The following is a 17,609-nucleotide window of genomic DNA, read 5'->3' as shown; positions in this document are numbered from 1 at the left end:
ACGCGTACGGCGCTCGGAATCCGCTCCGGGCTACGGCAGCGCCAGCATCCGCTCCAGCGCCAGCTTCGCGAACGCCTCCGTCTCCTTGTCGACCTCGATGCGGTTGACCAGGTTGCCCTCGGCCAGCGACTCCAGGGCCCACACCAGGTGGGGGAGGTCGATGCGGTTCATGGTCGAGCAGAAGCAGACCGTCTTGTCGAGGAAGACGATCTCCTTGCCCTCGGGCGCGAAACGGTTCGCCAGGCGGCGTACCAGATTCAGCTCGGTCCCGATGGCCCACTTGGAGCCGGCCGGGGCGGCCTCCAGGGCCTTGATGATGTACTCGGTCGAGCCGACGTAGTCCGCCGCGGCCACGACCTCGTGCTTGCACTCGGGGTGGACCAGGACGTTCACGCCCGGGATCCGCTCGCGCACGTCGTTCACCGAGTCCAGGCTGAAGCGGCCGTGCACCGAGCAGTGGCCGCGCCACAGGATCATCTTCGCGGCGCGCAGCTCGTCGGCCGTCAGCCCGCCGTTCGGCTTGTGCGGGTTGTAGACGACACAGTCCTCCAGGGACATGCCCATGTCCCGGACGGCGGTGTTGCGGCCGAGGTGCTGGTCGGGCAGGAAGAGCACCTTCTCGCCCTGCTCGAAGGCCCAGTCCAGGGCCCGTTTCGCGTTGGACGAGGTGCAGATCGTGCCGCCGTGCTTGCCCGTGAACGCCTTGATGTCCGCGGACGAGTTCATGTACGACACCGGCACGACCTGCTCGGCTATGCCGGCCTCGGTCAGCACGTCCCAGCACTCGGCGACCTGCTCGGCCGTCGCCATGTCGGCCATCGAGCAGCCGGCGGCGAGGTCGGGCAGGACGACCTTCTGGTCGTCGGACGTCAGGATGTCCGCCGACTCCGCCATGAAGTGCACGCCGCAGAACACGATGTACTCGGCCTCCGGGCGGGCGGCCGCGTCCCGGGCCAGCTTGAACGAGTCACCGGTCACATCCGCGAACTGGATGACCTCGTCGCGCTGGTAGTGGTGGCCGAGCACGAAGACCTTGTTCCCGAGCTTGGCCTTGGCCGCGCGGGCGCGCTCGACCAGGTCGGGGTCGGACGGCGAGGGAAGGTCGCCGGGACACTCGACGCCGCGCTCGCTCCTGGGGTCGGCCTCACGGCCGAGGAGCAGCAGGGCGAGGGGCGTCGGCTGTACGTCGAGCTCCTGGGTCTGGGCGGTGGTCACGACACGCACCCTTTCTGTTCTGCGGCTCGCCGGCACCGGAGAATCCTGTGCCGGCGGGTCAAGCGGGACACCTTATCGACCTTCTCGTCGATTTGACGCTATCTATCATAACCGGTTCACGTCACTTTGACGATGGCCATCATGTCGATGTGACGTGAATCCCGGTGACGGGTCCGCGTATTCCCCAAAGAGGCGTTTTCCGCTTCGCACGCCGTGTGCGAGCATGAAGAAAGACCGAAAGACCGAAAGACAAGCGCCCGGCCCTGGAATGAATCAGCGGCCCCGCCGGTTGCACTCGTCGGCAAGCAGTCTCCGTACAACCCGGGAGAGATGTAGATGTCCGTATCGGACGAGACCAGCACCGCCACCGACGGCATCATCCTGAGTGACGCCGCCGCGGCCAAGGTCAAGGCCCTGCTCGACCAGGAAGGCCGCGACGACCTCGCGCTGCGTGTCGCCGTTCAGCCCGGTGGCTGCTCCGGCCTGCGCTACCAGCTCTTCTTCGACGAGCGCTCGCTCGACGGCGACGTCGTCAAGGACTTCGGCGGGGTCAAGGTCGTCACCGACCGCATGAGCGCCCCGTACCTGGGTGGCGCGTCCATCGACTTCGTGGACACGATCGAGAAGCAGGGCTTCACGATCGACAACCCGAACGCGACGGGCTCCTGCGCCTGCGGCGACTCCTTCAACTGAGCAGCCCGGCCGAGCCCGGCTGACGCGCGGAAAGGCGGCGACCCCCTCCGACGGGGCCGCCGCCTTCCCATGTCCACGGGCCCGGTAGGGGCCCGTGGACAGGCTTCTACCGGGCCCCGGACGTCTCCGGAGCGTTCGGCAACTTCTGTCCCGGCTTCTCCAGCGGGACCGCCTGTCCGTCCGTGCCCACGACCTTCCGGTCCCCGAGCGGCTCGTCCAGCCGCACGGTCTCGTGGAACACCTTGGCGATCAGGATGCACACCTTGTCCGGCTGCGACGTCTCGGTCACCCGGACCGTCACCTCGCCACCGCTCTCGCTCGCCGTCACCTTGTAGTCGGCGCACACGCCGCCCGTGAAGGCCACGGTGAGCTCCCTGCCGTCGGCCGTGTAGCCGTCCACCCCGACGTTCCGGATGACCGGCGACGAACTCGGGTCGTCCTTCGGCCCGCTCGGCCGCGGGGTCGGCTGCCCGGACGGCTCCTCGGACGGCGTGGACGAGGCCAGGTACTCCGGGTCGATCGCCGGATACGTCACCGTGAAGCTGTCCCGCGCGTCCGGCGTCCGCACCTCGAACAGCCAGGACGGCACCAGCGCCTGCCGCGCGTCCACCTGGTGCGCGGCCAGCCCGAACACCGCCTTCTCGACCGTCACGGTGTCCTTGGCCGGCGCCCCCGTCGACGCCTGCGCACCGCAGGGCGCCTCAAGGCGGTCCTTCAGCGGTACGGGGCTGGCGCAGCCGCCGATGCCCATGCGGTGGCCGGCCCCCGGCGCCGCGTTCATCAGCCCGAGCGTCTTCTCGGCGCTCAGTACGGGGTACGTGTCCCCCTTCACCGGCGCCTTCAACTGACCGCTGCCGCCGACCACTTCGCCCTGGGCGCTCACGGTCACCCCGGTCGTCCAGCCGTACGTGGGCAGTCCGCCGACCACCGGGTTCGCGTTCACCACCCGCTGGGCGCCCATGAGCTGGCTCGCGTCGAGCTTCGCGTCGTCCTGACCCACCGCCTTGAGCACCGGCGCGGCCGCCTTCTTCGCGGCGGCCTCGCTCACCGGGTCGCCCGTCGGTTCGGCGGGCGCCTTCGCGCAGACGGTGGTGCTCTCGCAGTTGTCCGTGCCGGGGGCGTACCGGGAGAACGTCCAGGTCCCCGGCGCCTGCTTGGTCACCTGGAGACTCGGCCCCGCCCCGTCCTTCGCGCCGACCCGCCAGGTCTGCCCCTGCGCCACCGGTGTCCCGTCCACACCGAGCGCCTCGGCCAGCCGGGCCACCTCGTCCGCGCCGACCTCGCCCCCCGCCCGGTACACGGGCGCCGACCCGGGCCCGTCCGACAGCTCCCCGTCGGCCTTGTAGGTGACGCCGTACGGGTTGGGCTCCCCGGGCGCGATGCCGTTCGTACCGCCCTCGGTGCCGCCCTCGGAATAGCCGTCGAGACGGAGCGGCGGGGGAGTGTCACCGTCGGCCGCCCCGGACGTCGTACCGCCGTCCGAGCCCCCGGACGCGTTCGCGGCCAGGTAGGCCCCACCGCCCCCGACGAGCAGTACGGCGGCGGCGACGGAGGCGATGATCGCGGGGGAGCGACGCCGGGGCACATCGGAGACGTCGGCGTCGTCAGCGGCGGCATCGGGAACGCCGGCCGGATCCGGCCCCTCGGCATCACCGGCCACGCCGACCTGCTCGCCCTGGGTCCCGCCCTTGGCGTCGACCTCGGCGGCGTCCTCGGCGGCGTCCGTGGCGTCGGGAACGGACGTACCGTCCTCCACGCCGCCGCCGGAAGCCTCGGCACCAGCGACGTCCGCGCCCTTCTCCTGCCCGGCGTCCTGCTCCTCGGCGGAGCCGTCGGCGCCCGTGTCGTCGTTCTCGGGTCGCTCGGTGTTCACCGCATCGCTCCTTCGGCTGCGCACATGTCCCATGACCCTGACCCGACCCTGTCAAAAGGGTGGGTCCGTCGGGTCGTATCCCGCATCCCCTCTACGGGGGACGCCGATGGGACGCAGCGGGGGAGCGCACGGTTCCCCGAACGGCGCGGACGGCTCAGTCGCCGTAGTCCGACATCGCGTCCAGCAGTCGCGCCGACTTCGGCGGAACGGTCACTCCATGGATGCGTGACGGGGAGACGGGACGGGAAAGAACACGATCGGGAGCGGCCCAGTGAGGAGCCATCCGCGCGCAGTCACCGAGCAGTGACGCCAGGTCGACCTCCAGGTCGGCCGGAGCGGGGGCGCGGACCTCGAATTTCGTCATAGCGGCACCGTAGACACGCCGAAGCCCGCGAAGAAAGATCTACTATCGGGTAGTTTTGGCCGCTTCAGAGTCCCGGTCACGAACGGTAGCGTGGACTGTCAACCCAACCTCCCCCGCAGGAGACTCCTCGCCGTGCGCATCGCAGTCACCGGCTCCATCGCCACCGACCACCTCATGACCTTCCCCGGCCGCTTCGCCGACCAGTTCGTCGCGGACCAACTGCACACGGTCTCGCTCTCGTTCCTGGTCGACAACCTGGACGTACGCCGGGGCGGCGTAGGCGCGAACATCGCCTTCGGCATGGGACAGCTGGGCACACAGCCGATCCTGGTCGGCGCCGCGGGCTCCGACTTCGACGAGTACCGGGCCTGGCTGGACCGGCACGGCGTCGACACCGGCTCGGTCCGCATCTCCGAGACCCTGCACACCGCCCGCTTCGTCTGCACCACCGACGCCGACCACAACCAGATCGGCTCCTTCTACACCGGTGCGATGAGCGAGGCCCGCCTCATCGAGCTGAAGACCGTCGCGGACCGGGTCGGCGGCCTCGACCTGGTCCTCATCGGCGCCGACGACCCCGAGGGGATGCTCCGCCACACGGAGGAGTGCCGCTCCCGCGGGATCCCCTTCGCCGCGGACTTCTCCCAGCAGATCGCCCGTATGAACGGCGACGAGATCCGGATACTGCTGGACGGGGCGACGTACCTCTTCTCCAACGAGTACGAGAAGGGCCTCATCGAGTCCAAGACCGGCTGGACGGACGAGGAGATCCTCGGCAAGGTCGGCCACCGCGTCACGACCCTCGGTTCGCGCGGCGTCCGCGTCGAGCGCGAGGGGGAGGACCCGATCGAGGTCGGCTGCCCCGAGGAGGACCGCAAGGCCGACCCCACGGGTGTCGGCGACGCCTTCCGCGCGGGGTTCCTGTCGGGACTGGCGTGGGGTGTGTCCCTGGAGCGGGCCGCTCAGGTCGGCTGCATGCTGGCGACGCTCGTCATCGAGACCGTCGGCACGCAGGAGTACCAGCTGCGGCGGGCGCACTTCATGGACCGGTTCGCCAAGGCGTACGGGCATGACGCCGGCGAGGAGGTTCGGGCCCACCTGGGCTGATCTCTCGTTGTCGGGGGCGGGCGCGTGGGGGCTGGTCGCGCACACGCGGCGGAAGCCGCGTATCGGCACAGCCCCGCGCCCCCAGGAAGGGCGGCGTTCAGGTCACCCGGCGGACCACGTACGCCGTCCCCTTCTCAGCCGGCTCCTCGCCCACGTACTCCTGCCCCCGCATCTCGCACCACGCCGGGATGTCCAGCCGGGCCGCCTCGTCGTCGGCGAGGACGCGGACCAGTCCGCCCACCGGCACCTCGCCGATGACCTTGGCCAGCTCGATGACGGGGATCGGGCACAGCTTGCCGAGGGAGTCCACGACCAGGACGTCGTCCCGTACGACCGTCTCGGCGACCGGTGCCCCCAGCTTCTCCCGCACCCCCGCGACCGCCCCCGGCAGCACCTCCAGGAACCGTTCGACGTCCTCCGCCGCCGCCCCGAACGGCAACGACACCCGCACATTCCCCTCGCTCAGCACCCCCATCGCCTTCAGCACATGGCTGGGCGTCAGCGTGCTGCTCGTGCAGGACGAACCGGAGGAGACCGAGAACCCGGCACGGTCCAGCTCGTGCAGCAACGCCTCCCCGTCGACATAGAGACACGAGAACGTGACGATGCCGGGGAGCCGCCGCACCGCGTCGCCGACCACCTCCACATCCGGCACCAGCCCCGGCACCCGCGCCCGGATCCGCTCCGTCAGCTCCCGCAGCCGTACCGCCTCTTGGGCCGCCTCGGCCTGCACGGCCCGCAGCGAGGCCGCCGCAGCGACGATCGCCGGGATGTTCTCGAACCCGGGCGCCCGCCCCGACTCCCGTTCGTCCGCGGGCCCTTGCGCGGCGAACCGCACCCCTTTGCGTACGACGAGCAGCCCGACCCCCGACGGCCCGCCCCACTTGTGGGCACTCCCGGTCAGCACCGACCAGTCACCCTCGACCCGCCCCCACCCGAGCGACTGCGCCGCGTCCACCAACAACGGCACCCCCTCCTCCCGGCACACCCCGGCCACCTCCGCCACCGGCTGCTCGGTGCCCACCTCGTGGTTGGCCGACTGGAGGCAGGCGAGGGCGGTGTCCGGACGCAGGGCCTCCGCGTACCCCCGCACGCTCACCGCCCCCGCACGGTCCACCGCGACCCGCGTGACCGCCCCGCCGCCGGCCTCGTGCGCGTCAGCCGCATGGAGCACAGAGGAGTGTTCGACGGCGGACACGATCAGGTGACGCCCGACCCGCCGCCGCCCCGCCAACACTCCGGCGACACCCGAGTGGACGGCTTTCGTCCCCGATGAGGTGAACACCAACTCATCGGCACGGCACCCCACAGCCTCGGCAGCAGCCTCCCGAGCCGCGTCCAGCAACAGCCGCGCCCGCCGCCCTTCCTTGTACAGACGGGCCGGATCGGCCCACCCCTCATCAAGGGAGGCCACGAGCGCCTGCCGGGCGACGGAATGAAGAGGAGCACTGGAAGCAGCGTCGAAGTAACTCACACAGCAACGCTAGAACGTCCGGCAAAGGAGCGCCCCAAAGGGGCGCGGGGCTGTGACATCAGCGGCTCCGCCGCGGGGCGCGACCAGCCACAAATCACCCGCACCCGCCAAACAAGCGAACCACCCCACCCCATAGGCACCCCTCCCCGCGAACCCCCGGAGGGCGTCGGCTAGGGTTTGGTCCGCATAAACATCCAAACCCCTGCCCGTCGCAGGGCGGCGACCGACCAGCGAGAAGGCAGGCCGCAGCCATACCGCGCGGGCGAGACTCTCGGGAAGGCGCTACGTGAGTCCCAACGGCTCCGACCGCTCGCCGCGGCGCCCGATGCGGCGGAAGCTGCTGCAGGCAATGACCGCGGGCCTGGTCCTGGCGACAGCCACCGGTTGCTCGTACAACTGGGAAGACTTCCCCCGCCTTGGTATGCCCACCCCGACCACGGAAGAGGCTCCGCGGATCCTCTCCCTGTGGCAGGGCTCGTGGGCGGCCGCGCTCGCCACGGGCGTCCTGGTCTGGGGCCTGATCCTGTGGAGCACCGTCTTCCACCGGCGCAGCCGCACCAAGGTCGAGGTTCCTCCGCAGACCCGGTACAACATGCCGATCGAGGCGCTGTACACGGTGGTCCCGCTCATCATCGTCTCGGTGCTCTTCTACTTCACGGCCCGCGACGAGACGAAGCTGCTCAGCCTCAAGGACAAGCCCGACCTGACCGTCAACGTCGTGGGCTACCAGTGGAGCTGGGCCTTCAACTACGTACAGCCCGTCGACGGTTCCACCGGTGACGCGAAGACCGACAAGAACCTGGCCGCCATTCCGGACCGGTTCAAGGAGGACTTCCCCGCGAACGCGGGCGGTGTCTACGACGCCGGCACTCCCGCCAGCCGGAACCCCCAGACGGGCAACCCGGGCCCCACCCTGTGGCTGCCCAAGGGTAAGACGGTCCGCTTCGTCCTCACCTCGCGTGACGTCATCCACTCCTTCTGGGTGGTGCCGTTCCTCATGAAGCAGGACGTCATCCCGGGCCACACCAACGCCTTCGAGGTGACCCCCAACAAGGAGGGCACCTTCCTGGGCAAGTGCGCCGAGCTGTGCGGCGTCGACCACTCCCGGATGCTGTTCAACGTGAAGGTCGTCTCCCCCGAGCGCTACGAGCAGCACCTCAAGGACCTCGCCAAGAAGGGGCAGACCGGTTACGTTCCCGCCGGCATCGCGCAGACGGGTCACGAGAAGAACCGGGAGACGACAAACCTGTGAGCATCCTCAACGAACCCCAGGGTGCCGCGGCAGCTGAGGACTCGTACGAGAACGAGCTGCCGGTCAGGCGCAAGCAGCCCGGCAACGTCGTGGTCAAGTGGCTCACCACCACCGACCACAAGACGATCGGAACGCTGTACCTCGTCACGTCGTTCGCGTTCTTCGTGATCGGTGGCGTGATGGCGCTCTTCATGCGCGCCGAGCTCGCCCGGCCTGGTCTGCAGATCATGTCGAACGAGCAGTTCAACCAGGCGTTCACGATGCACGGCACGATCATGCTGCTGATGTTCGCGACGCCGCTGTTCGCCGGCTTCACGAACTGGATCATGCCGCTGCAGATCGGCGCGCCGGACGTGGCGTTCCCGCGGCTGAACATGTTCGCCTACTGGCTGTACCTGTTCGGCTCGACGATCGCGGTGGGCGGCTTCCTCACCCCGAACGGCGCCGCCGACTTCGGCTGGTTCGCCTACTCCCCGCTGTCGGACGCGGTCCGCAGCCCGGGCATCGGCGCCGACCTGTGGATCATGGGTCTGGCCTTCTCCGGCTTCGGCACCATCCTCGGCGCGGTCAACTTCATCACCACGATCATCTGCATGCGCGCCCCCGGCATGACGATGTTCCGCATGCCGATCTTCGTGTGGAACGTGCTGCTGACCGCGGTCCTGGTCCTGCTCGCCTTCCCGGTCCTCGCGGCCGCGCTGTTCGCCCTGGAGGCGGACCGCAAGTTCGGAGCGCATGTCTTCGACTCGGCCAACGGCGGAGCGCTGCTGTGGCAACACCTCTTCTGGTTCTTCGGCCATCCAGAGGTGTACATCATCGCGCTGCCGTTCTTCGGCATCATCAGTGAGGTCATCCCGGTCTTCTCCCGCAAGCCGATGTTCGGCTACATGGGTCTGATCGCGGCGACCATCGCGATCGCGGGCCTGTCCGTGACGGTGTGGGCGCACCACATGTACGTCACCGGAGGCGTCCTCCTGCCGTTCTTCTCCTTCATGACGTTCCTCATCGCCGTGCCGACCGGCGTGAAGTTCTTCAACTGGATCGGCACGATGTGGAAGGGCTCGTTGTCCTTCGAGACACCGATGCTCTGGGCGACCGGCTTCCTCATCACCTTCACCTTCGGTGGTCTGACGGGTGTCATCCTCGCCTCGCCGCCGATGGACTTCCACGTGTCCGACTCGTACTTCGTGGTGGCCCACTTCCACTACGTCGTCTTCGGCACCGTCGTCTTCGCGATGTTCTCCGGCTTCCACTTCTGGTGGCCGAAGATGACCGGCAAGATGCTCGACGAGCGCCTCGGCAAGATCACCTTCTGGACGCTGTTCGTCGGCTTCCACGGCACCTTCCTGGTCCAGCACTGGCTGGGTGCCGAGGGCATGCCGCGTCGTTACGCCGACTACCTCGCGGCCGACGGCTTCACCGCTCTGAACACGATCTCGACGATCAGCTCGTTCGTGCTCGGCGCCTCGATCCTGCCGTTCTTCTACAACGTGTGGAAGACCGCCAAGTACGGCAAGAAGGTCGAGGTCGACGACCCGTGGGGCTACGGCCGCTCGCTCGAGTGGGCCACGTCCTGCCCGCCGCCGCGGCACAACTTCCTCACCCTGCCGCGGATCCGTTCCGAATCCCCGGCGTTCGACCTGCACCACCCTGAGATCGCCGCCCTCGACCAGCTCGAGAACGCACCTCACGGTGAGAAGGCCCTCGCTGGTGGCAAGGAGGCCGGCAAGTGAAGATCCAGGGCAAGATGTTCATCTGGCTGAGCGTCTTCATCCTCGCCATGGCGATCGTCTATGGCGTGTGGTCGAAGGAGCCGGCCGGTACGACGGCCCTCTTCCTGTCCTTCGGTCTGTCCATCATGATCGGCTTCTACCTGGGCTTCACGGCCCGGCGGGTCGACACGGGCGCCCAGGACAACAAGGAAGCGGACGTGGCGGACGACGCCGGCGAGGTCGGGTTCTTCAGCCCGCACAGCTGGCAGCCGCTCTCCCTCGCGATCGGTGGCGCGCTCGCCTTCCTGGCGATCGCGGTCGGCTGGTGGCTGCTGTACTTCTCGTTCCCGATGCTGCTGATCGGCCTCTGGGGCTGGGTCTTCGAGTACTACCGCGGTGAGAACCGCACCCAGTAACACGAGCTGAGCTCACATGAGCCCGGACACTCCGTCAGGAGTGTCCGGGCTCATGCTTTTGCAGCAACGGACGTCACCCGTACGCGCTATCCGGCGCGCCGAGGGTGACCACGCTTCCTAGCGTGAGGCCATGAGCAAAACACCGAGCAAGAGCACCGTCATAGGCTGCACGCTCCTGCTGATAGGGCTCGGCGCGAGCGCCGCCGGGTGCAGCAGCGACGGCAACCCGCTGTCCGCCGAGCCCTACGACGCGGCCGACCAGATCGCCTTCAACGGCCCCACGGGCGACGGCAGGAAGGCCGACCCCGACAAGCCCCTGGAGATCACCGCCGAGGACTCCGACGGCCGTATCACGGACGTCACCGCCAGGGACGCCGCAGGACGCTACGTCGCGGGCGAACTCTCCGTCGACGGCACCCGCTGGCACAGCACCTCCCCGCTCGCCGCCAACGCCCGCTACACGCTCCGCGTGAGCACCGAGGACGAGGACGGCGCCCCCGGCCGCAAGGTCCTCACCTTCGACACCAGCAGGCCGACCAGCAAGCAGCACCTGACGGTGACGTTCGGCCCCAAGGCGGGCACATACGGCGTCGGCCAGCCCGTCACGGCCGAACTGAGCCACCCCGTCAAGGACAAGAACCAGCGGGCGATAGTCGAGCGGGCCCTCAAGGTCGAGTCCGCCCCCGCCGTCGACGGCAACTGGCACTGGGTGGACGACAAGAAGCTCCACTACCGCCCCCAGGAGTACTGGCCCGCCGGCGCCACCATCCAGGCCCGCAGCAACCTCGACGGCATCAAGATCAGCGACCGCCTCTGGGGCGGCAAGGCCAAGCCCCTGCGCATCACCATCGGCGACCAGGTCATAGCCGTCACGGACGCCGCGACCCACCAGCTGACGCTCTACCGCAACGGCGAGGAGGTCAGGTCGATCCCCGTCACGACCGGCAAGCCCGGCTTCGAGACCCGTAACGGCGTCAAGGTCGTGCTGGGCAAGGAGTACTTCGTACGCATGCGCGGCACGAGCATCGGCATAGCGGAGGGCTCCGCGGACTCGTACGACCTACCGGTCTACTACGCCACCCGCGTGACCTGGAGCGGCGAATACGTCCACGCCGCCCCCTGGTCGGTCGGCTCCCAGGGCTACGCCAACGTCAGCCACGGCTGCACCGGCATGAGCACCGCCAACGCCGCGTGGTTCTTCGAGAACGTCCGCGAGGGCGACATCGTCAAGGTCATCAACTCGTACGGCAACACGATGGAGCCGTTCGGCAACGGCTTCGGCGACTGGAACATGGAGTGGAAGAACTGGCGCAACGGCAGCGCCCTGGTGGGCGGCACGCCGGAGGGGCCGCGACCTGAAGACGCGGCACGTCTCAGGCCGACAGCGGTCTGACCCCCCCCTGGGGCCGGCCCGCAGCCGCCGGACCACCTGCTGAACCGGGCTCTCAGGCGCTCTGAAGATTCTTCGTACGCAGCAGAGAAGCCAACGCCGCCGCGAACTCCACCGGCTCCACCGGCAGCGTCACCGCCGCCTCAGCCCGGCTCCACGTGGCCAGCCACGCATCCTGCGGCCGCCCGATCAGCAGCAGCACCGGCGGGCAGTTGAACACCTCGTCCTTGATCTGCCGGCAGACCCCCATGCCCCCCATGGGCACGGCCTCACCGTCCAGCACACAGACGTCGATGCCCCCCTTGTCCAGCTCCTTGACGACGGCGGCCGGCGTCGCGCACTCCACGAACTGCACGACAGGCACATCCGGCGCGGGCCGGCGCCCGGTAGCCAACCTCACCTGCTCGCGGGTGTTGGAGTCGTCGCTGTAGACCAGCACCGTGGCGGTCGGCTGCATTGTTCCTCCGTGACGTCTGCGTCGTAAGGACAGGCCCGTTGAGCCGGATGCTACTCCCTTGAACACCACGTCAACACCGGTATGAACGGGGAAGACACTCCGAACGGCACCCCCCGGAGTGAGGGCGGGATAAGCGACCGACATAATGTCGGTCGTGGCGACAGCAACGACAGTAGACAAGGGTCACGCGCACCCGTCGGTCAACCGACCGAACCTCACCAGCGTCGGAACCATCATCTGGTTGAGTTCCGAGCTGATGTTCTTCGCGGCCCTCTTCGCGATGTACTTCACCCTGCGATCGGTGACCGGTCCGGACTTCTGGCATGAGAAGGCCGACGCCCTGAACTTCCCGTTCTCGGCGACGAACACCACGATCCTGGTGCTCTCCTCCCTCACCTGCCAGCTCGGCGTCTTCGCCGCCGAGCGCGGTGACGTGAAGAAGCTCCGGGGCTGGTTCATCGTCACCTTCATCATGGGTGCGATCTTCATCGGCGGTCAGGTGTACGAGTACACCGAGCTGGTCAAGCACGAGGGCCTCTCGCTCTCGTCCGACCCGTACGGCTCGGTCTTCTACCTGACGACCGGCTTCCACGGCCTGCACGTGACGGGTGGCCTCATCGCCTTCCTGTTCGTCCTCGGCCGCACCTACGCGGCGAAGAGGTTCACGCACGAGCAGGCGACCGCCGCGATCGTCGTGTCCTACTACTGGCACTTCGTCGATGTCGTCTGGATCGGCCTCTTCGCCACGATCTACATGATCAAGTAGCTGGGCCCGATCCCGCGCGCGTTCCACAAACGCACATACCGAAGCATCGACGCAGAAGATCCTGACACCGGGGTAATCCGTGAAAAAGCTCTCCGCACGACGACGCCATCCGCTGGCGGCGGTCGTCGTCCTACTCCTCGCGCTGGCGTGCACGGGGGGGCTGTACGCCGTGTTCGCTCCCGCGGACAAGGCGCAGGCCGAGGAAACCGCCCAGTCCCTCACCATCGAGGAGGGCAAGAAGCTCTACACCGTCGGCTGCGCCAGCTGCCACGGAACCGATGGTCAGGGCACCTCCGACGGGCCGAGCCTGGTGGGCGTCGGCGCCGCCTCCGTGGACTTCCAGGTCTCGACGGGCCGTATGCCGGCCGCCACCTCCCAGGGCGCCCAGGTCCCGAAGAAGAAGAACATCTACTCGCAGGCCGAGATCGACCAGCTCGCGGCGTTCATCGCCTCGCTGGGTGCCGGTCCGTCCGTCCCGACCGAGGAGCAGTACGGCCCCGAGGGCGCGGACATCGCCAAGGGCGGCGAGCTCTTCCGCAACAACTGCGCCCAGTGCCACAACTTCACCGGCAAGGGCGGCGCGCTGACGAAGGGCAAGTTCGCACCGACCCTCGAGGGTGTCGACCCCAAGCACATCTACGAGGCCATGCAGACCGGCCCGCAGAACATGCCGTCGTTCCCCGACACCACGCTGTCGGAGCAGAACAAGAAGGACATCATCGCGTACCTGCACGCGGTCAACAGCGACGAGACGGTCAACCCGGGTGGTCTGGAGCTGGGCGGCCTCGGGCCGGTCAGTGAGGGCCTCTTCGCCTGGATCTTCGGGCTCGGTGCACTGATCGCGGTCGCCGTCTGGGTCGCCGCTCGGACCGCAAAGGCCAAGAAGTCATGAGTAGCCAAGACATTCCAGAAGAGAACCTGCCCGCTGAGCAGGACACCACCGTCGCGGTAGCGGACGAGAAGAACCCCTTCGCCGACCCCGGCCTGCCGCCCCACGAGCACCGGATCCAGGACATCGACGAGCGGGCCGCCAGGCGGTCCGAGCGCACGGTCGCCCTGCTGTTCACGGTGTCGATGCTGGCCACCGTCGCCTTCATCGCCGCGTACGTCGCGATCCCGCACGACAAGTCGGTCTTCGTCTTCCCGATCGGTCACCTCAACGCGCTGAACTTCGCGCTGGGTCTGACTCTCGGTATGGCGCTGTTCTGCATCGGCGCGGGCGCGGTCCACTGGGCCCGCACGCTGATGTCCGACGTGGAGGTCGCGGACGAGCGACACGCCATCGCGGCGGAGCCCGAGGTCAAGGCCAAGGTCATGGCCGACTTCAAGCAGGGCGCCAAGGAGTCCGCGCTGGGGCGCCGCAAGCTGATCCGCAACACGATGTTCGGCGCGCTGGCCCTGTTCCCGCTCTCCGGCGTGGTCCTGCTGCGTGACCTCGGCCCGCTGCCCGGGACCAAGCTGCGCCACACCCTGTGGTCCAAGGGCAAGCTGCTCGTCAACATGAACACCAACGAGCCGCTGCGTCCCTCGGACGTCGCGGTCGGCTCCCTCACCTTCGCCAAGCCGGAGGACCTGGAGGAGCACGACCACGACTTCCAGAACGAGATCGCCAAGGCCGCCCTGATGATCGTCCGGCTCCAGCCCGACGACATCAAGGACAAGCGCGAGCTCGAGTGGTCGCACGAGGGCATCGTCGCGTACTCGAAGATCTGCACCCACGTCGGTTGCCCGATCTCCCTGTACGAGCAGCAGACGCACCACGTGCTCTGCCCCTGCCACCAGTCCACCTTCGACCTCTCCGACGGTGCCCGAGTGATCTTCGGCCCGGCCGGTCACGCCCTGCCGCAGCTGCGCATCGGCGTGAACGACGAGGGCTACCTCGAGGCGCTCGGCGACTTCGAAGAGCCCGTCGGTCCTGCATTCTGGGAGCGCGGATGAGCACTACAGAGACCACCGAGTCCCGCTCTCGCGGGAAGGCACCGGCCGGCGAGCGCGTCGCCGACTGGGCCGACGGCCGGCTCGGGATCTACTCCCTGGCCAAGGCCAACATGCGCAAGATCTTCCCCGACCACTGGTCGTTCATGTTGGGCGAGGTCTGCCTCTACAGCTTCATCATCATCATCCTCACGGGTGTGTACCTGACGCTGTTCTTCCACCCGTCGATGAACGAGGTGGAGTACCACGGCTCCTACGTCCCGCTCCAGGGACAGCTCATGTCGGAGGCGTTCAGCTCGACGCTGCACATCTCCTTCGACGTGCGCGGTGGTCTGCTGATCCGGCAGATCCACCACTGGGCGGCGCTGATCTTCCTCGCCGGCATGTTCGTGCACATGATGCGCGTGTTCTTCACGGGCGCGTTCCGCAAGCCGCGTGAGATCAACTGGCTGTTCGGCTTCCTGCTGTTCGTCCTGGGCATGTTCACCGGTTTCACCGGCTACTCGCTCCCGGACGACCTGCTCTCCGGCACCGGTGTCCGCTTCACCCAGGGCGCGATCCTGTCCATGCCGGTCGTCGGCACGTACATCTCGTTCTTCCTCTTCGGCGGCGAGTTCCCGGGCGTCGACTTCGTGGCCCGCTTCTACTCGGTCCACATCCTGCTGCTCCCGGGCATCATGCTCGGCCTGGTGGTCGGCCACCTGATCCTGGTCTTCTACCACAAGCACACGCAGTTCGCGGGCCCCGGAAAGAACAACAAGAACGTCGTCGGCATGCCGCTGCTGCCGGTCTACATGGCCAAGGCCGGAGGCTTCTTCTTCCTGGTCTTCGGTGTCATCGCGATCATCGCGGCGGTCGCGCAGATCAACCCGATCTGGGCCATGGGCCCCTACCGTCCGGACCAGGTGTCCACGGGCGCCCAGCCCGACTGGTACATGGGCTTCGCCGAGGGTCTGGTCCGGTACATGCCGGGCTGGGAGATCAACTTCTGGGGTCACACGCTCGTCCTGGGTGTGTTCATCCCGCTGGTCCTCTTCGGCCTGGTACTGATGGCCATCGCGGTCTACCCGTTCATCGAGTCCTGGGTCACCGGCGACAAGCGCGAGCACCACATCCTGGACCGCCCGCGCAACGCCCCGACGCGTACCGCGTTCGGCGTCGCCTGGGTCACGGTCTACATGATCGGTCTGGTCGGCGGTGGCAACGACCTGTGGGCCACCCACTTCCACCTGTCGATCAACGCGGTCACGTGGTTCGTCCGGATCGGCTTCTTCGTCGGACCGGTCCTCGCGTTCATCATCACCAAGCGGATCTGCCTCGGCCTCCAGCGCCGGGACAAGGACAAGGTGCTGCACGGCCGCGAGTCGGGCATCATCAAGCGCCTGCCGCACGGTGAGTTCATCGAGATCCACGAGCCGCTCAGCCAGGACGCGCTGCACACCCTCACCGCGCACGAGCAGTACAAGCCGCTCGAGATCGGCCCGACGGTCGACGAGAACGGCGTCGAGCGCAAGGTGAAGGGCTCCGAGAAGCTGCGCGCCAAGCTCAGCAAGGCGTACTTCGACGAGGACGGCCAGATCCCGAAGCCGACCGTCGAGGAGTACAAGGAGATCACGAGCGGCCACGGTCATCACTGAGGCTGCGCCAGCTACGCCACGGTTGGGGGCCCCGTCCGGACACACGGACGGGGCCCTCGGCCGTGCGCCGGCCCCGTCCGGTGTTCGGACGGGGCCCTTCGCCATACCCCGTGGCTGGATAGGGTGGACCCCGTTGAGACTCGCGTCCCGTAGTGCGGGACACCACAACTGACCCAGGAGCGGCTTATGAGCGCTGTGACCCCCGCTGGAGGCGACACCGCGGCGGGCCGTTCCTGGCCCGAGGTGCTGAGTGCGCTGCTCGGTGGCCAGGACCTGAGCGCCGGTGACACGGCATGGGCGATGGACCGCTTCATGAGCGGCGAGGCCTCGGACGCCCAGATCGCCGGCTTCATGGTGGCCCTGCGGGCCAAGGGCGAGACGGTCGAGGAGATCAACGGCCTCGTCGAGGCGATGTACGCCCACGCGCAGCCGCTGGACATTCCAGGACCGGCCGTCGACATCGTCGGCACGGGCGGCGACCGGGCCAAGACGGTCAACATCTCGACGATGTCCGCCATCGTGATCGCGGGCGCCGGGGCGAAGGTCGTCAAGCACGGCAACCGCGCTTCGTCCTCCGCGAGCGGCTCGTCCGACGTGCTGGAGAAGCTCGGCATCAACCTGGACCTGTCGCCGCAGGGCGTGGCGCGGGTGGTGGACGAGGCCGGCATCACCTTCTGCTTCGCCGCCAAGTTCCACCCCTCGATGCGGTTCGTCGGTGGCGTACGGCGGGACCTGGGCATCCCGACCTCCTTCAACCTCCTCGGCCCGCTGACCAACCCCGCCCGCGTCACCGCCTCGGCCGTCGGCTGCTTCGACACCCGGATGGCGGGGCTCATCGCCGGCGTACTGGCCGAGCGCGGCTCGTCCGCGCTGGTGTTCCGCGGCGACGACGGCCTCGACGAGCTGACGACGACGGCCACCTCCCGGGTGTGGGTGGTCCGCGACGGCAAGGTGACCGAGGAGTCCTTCGACCCGCGCGAAGTCGGCATTGAGCTGGTGCCCGTGGAGGCGCTGCGCGGTGCGGACGCGTCGTACAACGCGGAGGTCGCCCGGCGCCTGCTGGACGGCGCCCCGGGGCCGGTGCGGGACGCCGTACTGCTCAACTCGGCGGCGGCGCTGGTGGCGTTGGAGCCGACGGACGCCCCGCTCACGGAGCAGATCCGGCTCGGCATGGCGAGGGCGGCGGAGTCGATCGACTCGGGCGCGGCGAAGCGGACCCTCGACCGGTGGGTGGCTGCCAGCAACGCCTGATCCGGCAGCATGTGACGCAGGGCGCAGTCCAGCATCCGGACTGCGCCCTTGCGCATCGAAGATCGTA

16 protein-coding genes are annotated in these 17,609 nt (G+C 68.4%); 11 read left to right on the top strand and 5 right to left on the bottom strand.

What is annotated here, in order from left to right:
* Positions 1–30: 30 nt before the first annotated feature.
* Positions 31–1,215, bottom strand: coding sequence for a quinolinate synthase NadA (gene nadA / locus ADK36_RS31275; RefSeq protein WP_048585181.1), 1,185 nt, complete (start codon positions 1,213–1,215; stop codon positions 31–33).
* Between the two features lie 336 nt (positions 1,216–1,551).
* On the opposite strand from nadA, the gene ADK36_RS31270 reads away from it, so the two are divergent.
* Complete coding sequence (locus tag ADK36_RS31270; RefSeq protein WP_031487357.1) at positions 1,552–1,908, top strand: iron-sulfur cluster assembly accessory protein; 357 nt, start codon at positions 1,552–1,554, stop codon at positions 1,906–1,908.
* Positions 1,909–2,014: 106 nt separating this feature from the next.
* Here ADK36_RS31270 and ADK36_RS31265 read toward each other — a convergent pair whose 3' ends face one another.
* Both ADK36_RS31265 and ADK36_RS31260 read right to left on the bottom strand, forming a co-directional pair.
* Positions 2,015–3,781 carry a membrane protein gene (locus ADK36_RS31265; protein ID WP_048585160.1) on the bottom strand — a complete coding sequence of 589 codons (1,767 nt, stop codon included), beginning with the start codon at positions 3,779–3,781 and terminating at the stop codon, positions 2,015–2,017.
* A gap of 154 nt (positions 3,782–3,935) precedes the next feature.
* Positions 3,936–4,145: a hypothetical protein gene (locus ADK36_RS31260; RefSeq protein ID WP_030047701.1), complete on the bottom strand. Its 210-nt coding sequence runs from the start codon at positions 4,143–4,145 to the stop codon at positions 3,936–3,938.
* Positions 4,146–4,277: 132 nt separating this feature from the next.
* Between ADK36_RS31260 and ADK36_RS31255 the strand changes: the two genes are divergently transcribed.
* Complete coding sequence (locus ADK36_RS31255; protein ID WP_048585161.1) at positions 4,278–5,252, top strand: carbohydrate kinase family protein; 975 nt, start codon at positions 4,278–4,280, stop codon at positions 5,250–5,252.
* Between the two features lie 97 nt (positions 5,253–5,349).
* Here ADK36_RS31255 and ADK36_RS31250 read toward each other — a convergent pair whose 3' ends face one another.
* Positions 5,350–6,726, bottom strand: a complete 1,377-nt coding sequence (locus ADK36_RS31250; RefSeq protein ID WP_078916562.1) for a cysteine desulfurase/sulfurtransferase TusA family protein — start codon at positions 6,724–6,726, stop codon at positions 5,350–5,352.
* A 286-nt stretch (positions 6,727–7,012) separates the two neighbouring features.
* Here ADK36_RS31250 and coxB point away from each other — a divergent pair, with 286 nt between their 5' ends.
* The 4 genes from coxB to ADK36_RS31230 all read left to right on the top strand — a co-directional run bounded on the left by coxB (position 7,013) and on the right by ADK36_RS31230 (position 11,499).
* Positions 7,013–7,978, top strand: coding sequence for a cytochrome c oxidase subunit II (gene coxB, locus ADK36_RS31245; RefSeq protein ID WP_030047698.1), 966 nt, complete (start codon positions 7,013–7,015; stop codon positions 7,976–7,978).
* Positions 7,975–9,711: a cytochrome c oxidase subunit I gene (gene ctaD / locus ADK36_RS31240; RefSeq protein WP_048585162.1), complete on the top strand. Its 1,737-nt coding sequence runs from the start codon at positions 7,975–7,977 to the stop codon at positions 9,709–9,711. Before coxB ends, ctaD begins: the two co-directional genes overlap by 4 nt.
* Positions 9,708–10,106 (top strand): cytochrome c oxidase subunit 4, encoded by a 399-nt coding sequence (locus ADK36_RS31235; RefSeq protein ID WP_048585163.1) that lies wholly within the window; start codon positions 9,708–9,710, stop codon positions 10,104–10,106. The genes ctaD and ADK36_RS31235 overlap by 4 nt, the downstream gene beginning before the upstream one ends.
* A gap of 130 nt (positions 10,107–10,236) precedes the next feature.
* On the top strand, positions 10,237–11,499 hold the full coding sequence (locus tag ADK36_RS31230) for a L,D-transpeptidase (protein WP_048585164.1): 1,263 nt from the start codon (positions 10,237–10,239) through the stop codon (positions 11,497–11,499).
* Positions 11,500–11,551: 52 nt separating this feature from the next.
* Here the strand turns inward: ADK36_RS31230 and ADK36_RS31225 are convergent, their stop codons facing one another.
* A complete protein-coding gene (locus ADK36_RS31225) occupies positions 11,552–11,953 on the bottom strand; it encodes a response regulator transcription factor (RefSeq protein ID WP_048585165.1) in 402 nt (133 codons plus the stop codon).
* A 145-nt stretch (positions 11,954–12,098) separates the two neighbouring features.
* Between ADK36_RS31225 and ADK36_RS31220 the strand changes: the two genes are divergently transcribed.
* The 5 genes from ADK36_RS31220 (at position 12,099) to trpD (ending at position 17,542) form a co-directional block, all read left to right on the top strand.
* Positions 12,099–12,719 (top strand): cytochrome c oxidase subunit 3, encoded by a 621-nt coding sequence (locus tag ADK36_RS31220; RefSeq protein WP_048585166.1) that lies wholly within the window; start codon positions 12,099–12,101, stop codon positions 12,717–12,719.
* Between the two features lie 79 nt (positions 12,720–12,798).
* A complete protein-coding gene (locus tag ADK36_RS31215; protein WP_048585167.1) occupies positions 12,799–13,611 on the top strand; it encodes a c-type cytochrome in 813 nt (270 codons plus the stop codon).
* Complete coding sequence (locus ADK36_RS31210; RefSeq protein WP_048585168.1) at positions 13,608–14,657, top strand: ubiquinol-cytochrome c reductase iron-sulfur subunit; 1,050 nt, start codon at positions 13,608–13,610, stop codon at positions 14,655–14,657. Before ADK36_RS31215 ends, ADK36_RS31210 begins: the two co-directional genes overlap by 4 nt.
* Positions 14,654–16,291: a cytochrome b gene (locus ADK36_RS31205; protein WP_048585169.1), complete on the top strand. Its 1,638-nt coding sequence runs from the start codon at positions 14,654–14,656 to the stop codon at positions 16,289–16,291. Before ADK36_RS31210 ends, ADK36_RS31205 begins: the two co-directional genes overlap by 4 nt.
* Before the next feature lie 186 nt (positions 16,292–16,477).
* On the top strand, positions 16,478–17,542 hold the full coding sequence (gene trpD / locus ADK36_RS31200) for an anthranilate phosphoribosyltransferase (RefSeq protein WP_053199902.1): 1,065 nt from the start codon (positions 16,478–16,480) through the stop codon (positions 17,540–17,542).
* The last annotated feature ends 67 nt before the right edge of the window (positions 17,543–17,609 follow it).

The sequence above is a fragment of the Streptomyces viridochromogenes genome, from assembly GCF_001270495.1.
Lineage (GTDB): Bacteria > Actinomycetota > Actinomycetes > Streptomycetales > Streptomycetaceae > Streptomyces > Streptomyces viridochromogenes_A.
Note: the sequence above shows the minus strand (reverse complement) of the source record. Positions and strands in the feature narration are given on the sequence as shown.

Excerpts from the sequence above, each read along its gene's own strand:
- ADK36_RS31270 (WP_031487357.1), top strand. The coding sequence starts at position 1,552 with ATGTCCGTATCGGACGAGACCAGCACCGCCACCGACGGCATCATCCTG.
- ADK36_RS31260 (WP_030047701.1), bottom strand. The coding sequence starts at position 4,145 with ATGACGAAATTCGAGGTCCGCGCCCCCGCTCCGGCCGACCTGGAGGTC.
- ADK36_RS31230 (WP_048585164.1), top strand. The coding sequence starts at position 10,237 with ATGAGCAAAACACCGAGCAAGAGCACCGTCATAGGCTGCACGCTCCTG.
- ADK36_RS31225 (WP_048585165.1), bottom strand. The coding sequence starts at position 11,953 with ATGCAGCCGACCGCCACGGTGCTGGTCTACAGCGACGACTCCAACACC.
- ADK36_RS31220 (WP_048585166.1), top strand. The coding sequence starts at position 12,099 with ATGTCGGTCGTGGCGACAGCAACGACAGTAGACAAGGGTCACGCGCAC.
- ADK36_RS31210 (WP_048585168.1), top strand. The coding sequence starts at position 13,608 with ATGAGTAGCCAAGACATTCCAGAAGAGAACCTGCCCGCTGAGCAGGAC.
- ADK36_RS31205 (WP_048585169.1), top strand. The coding sequence starts at position 14,654 with ATGAGCACTACAGAGACCACCGAGTCCCGCTCTCGCGGGAAGGCACCG.
- trpD (WP_053199902.1), top strand. The coding sequence starts at position 16,478 with ATGAGCGCTGTGACCCCCGCTGGAGGCGACACCGCGGCGGGCCGTTCC.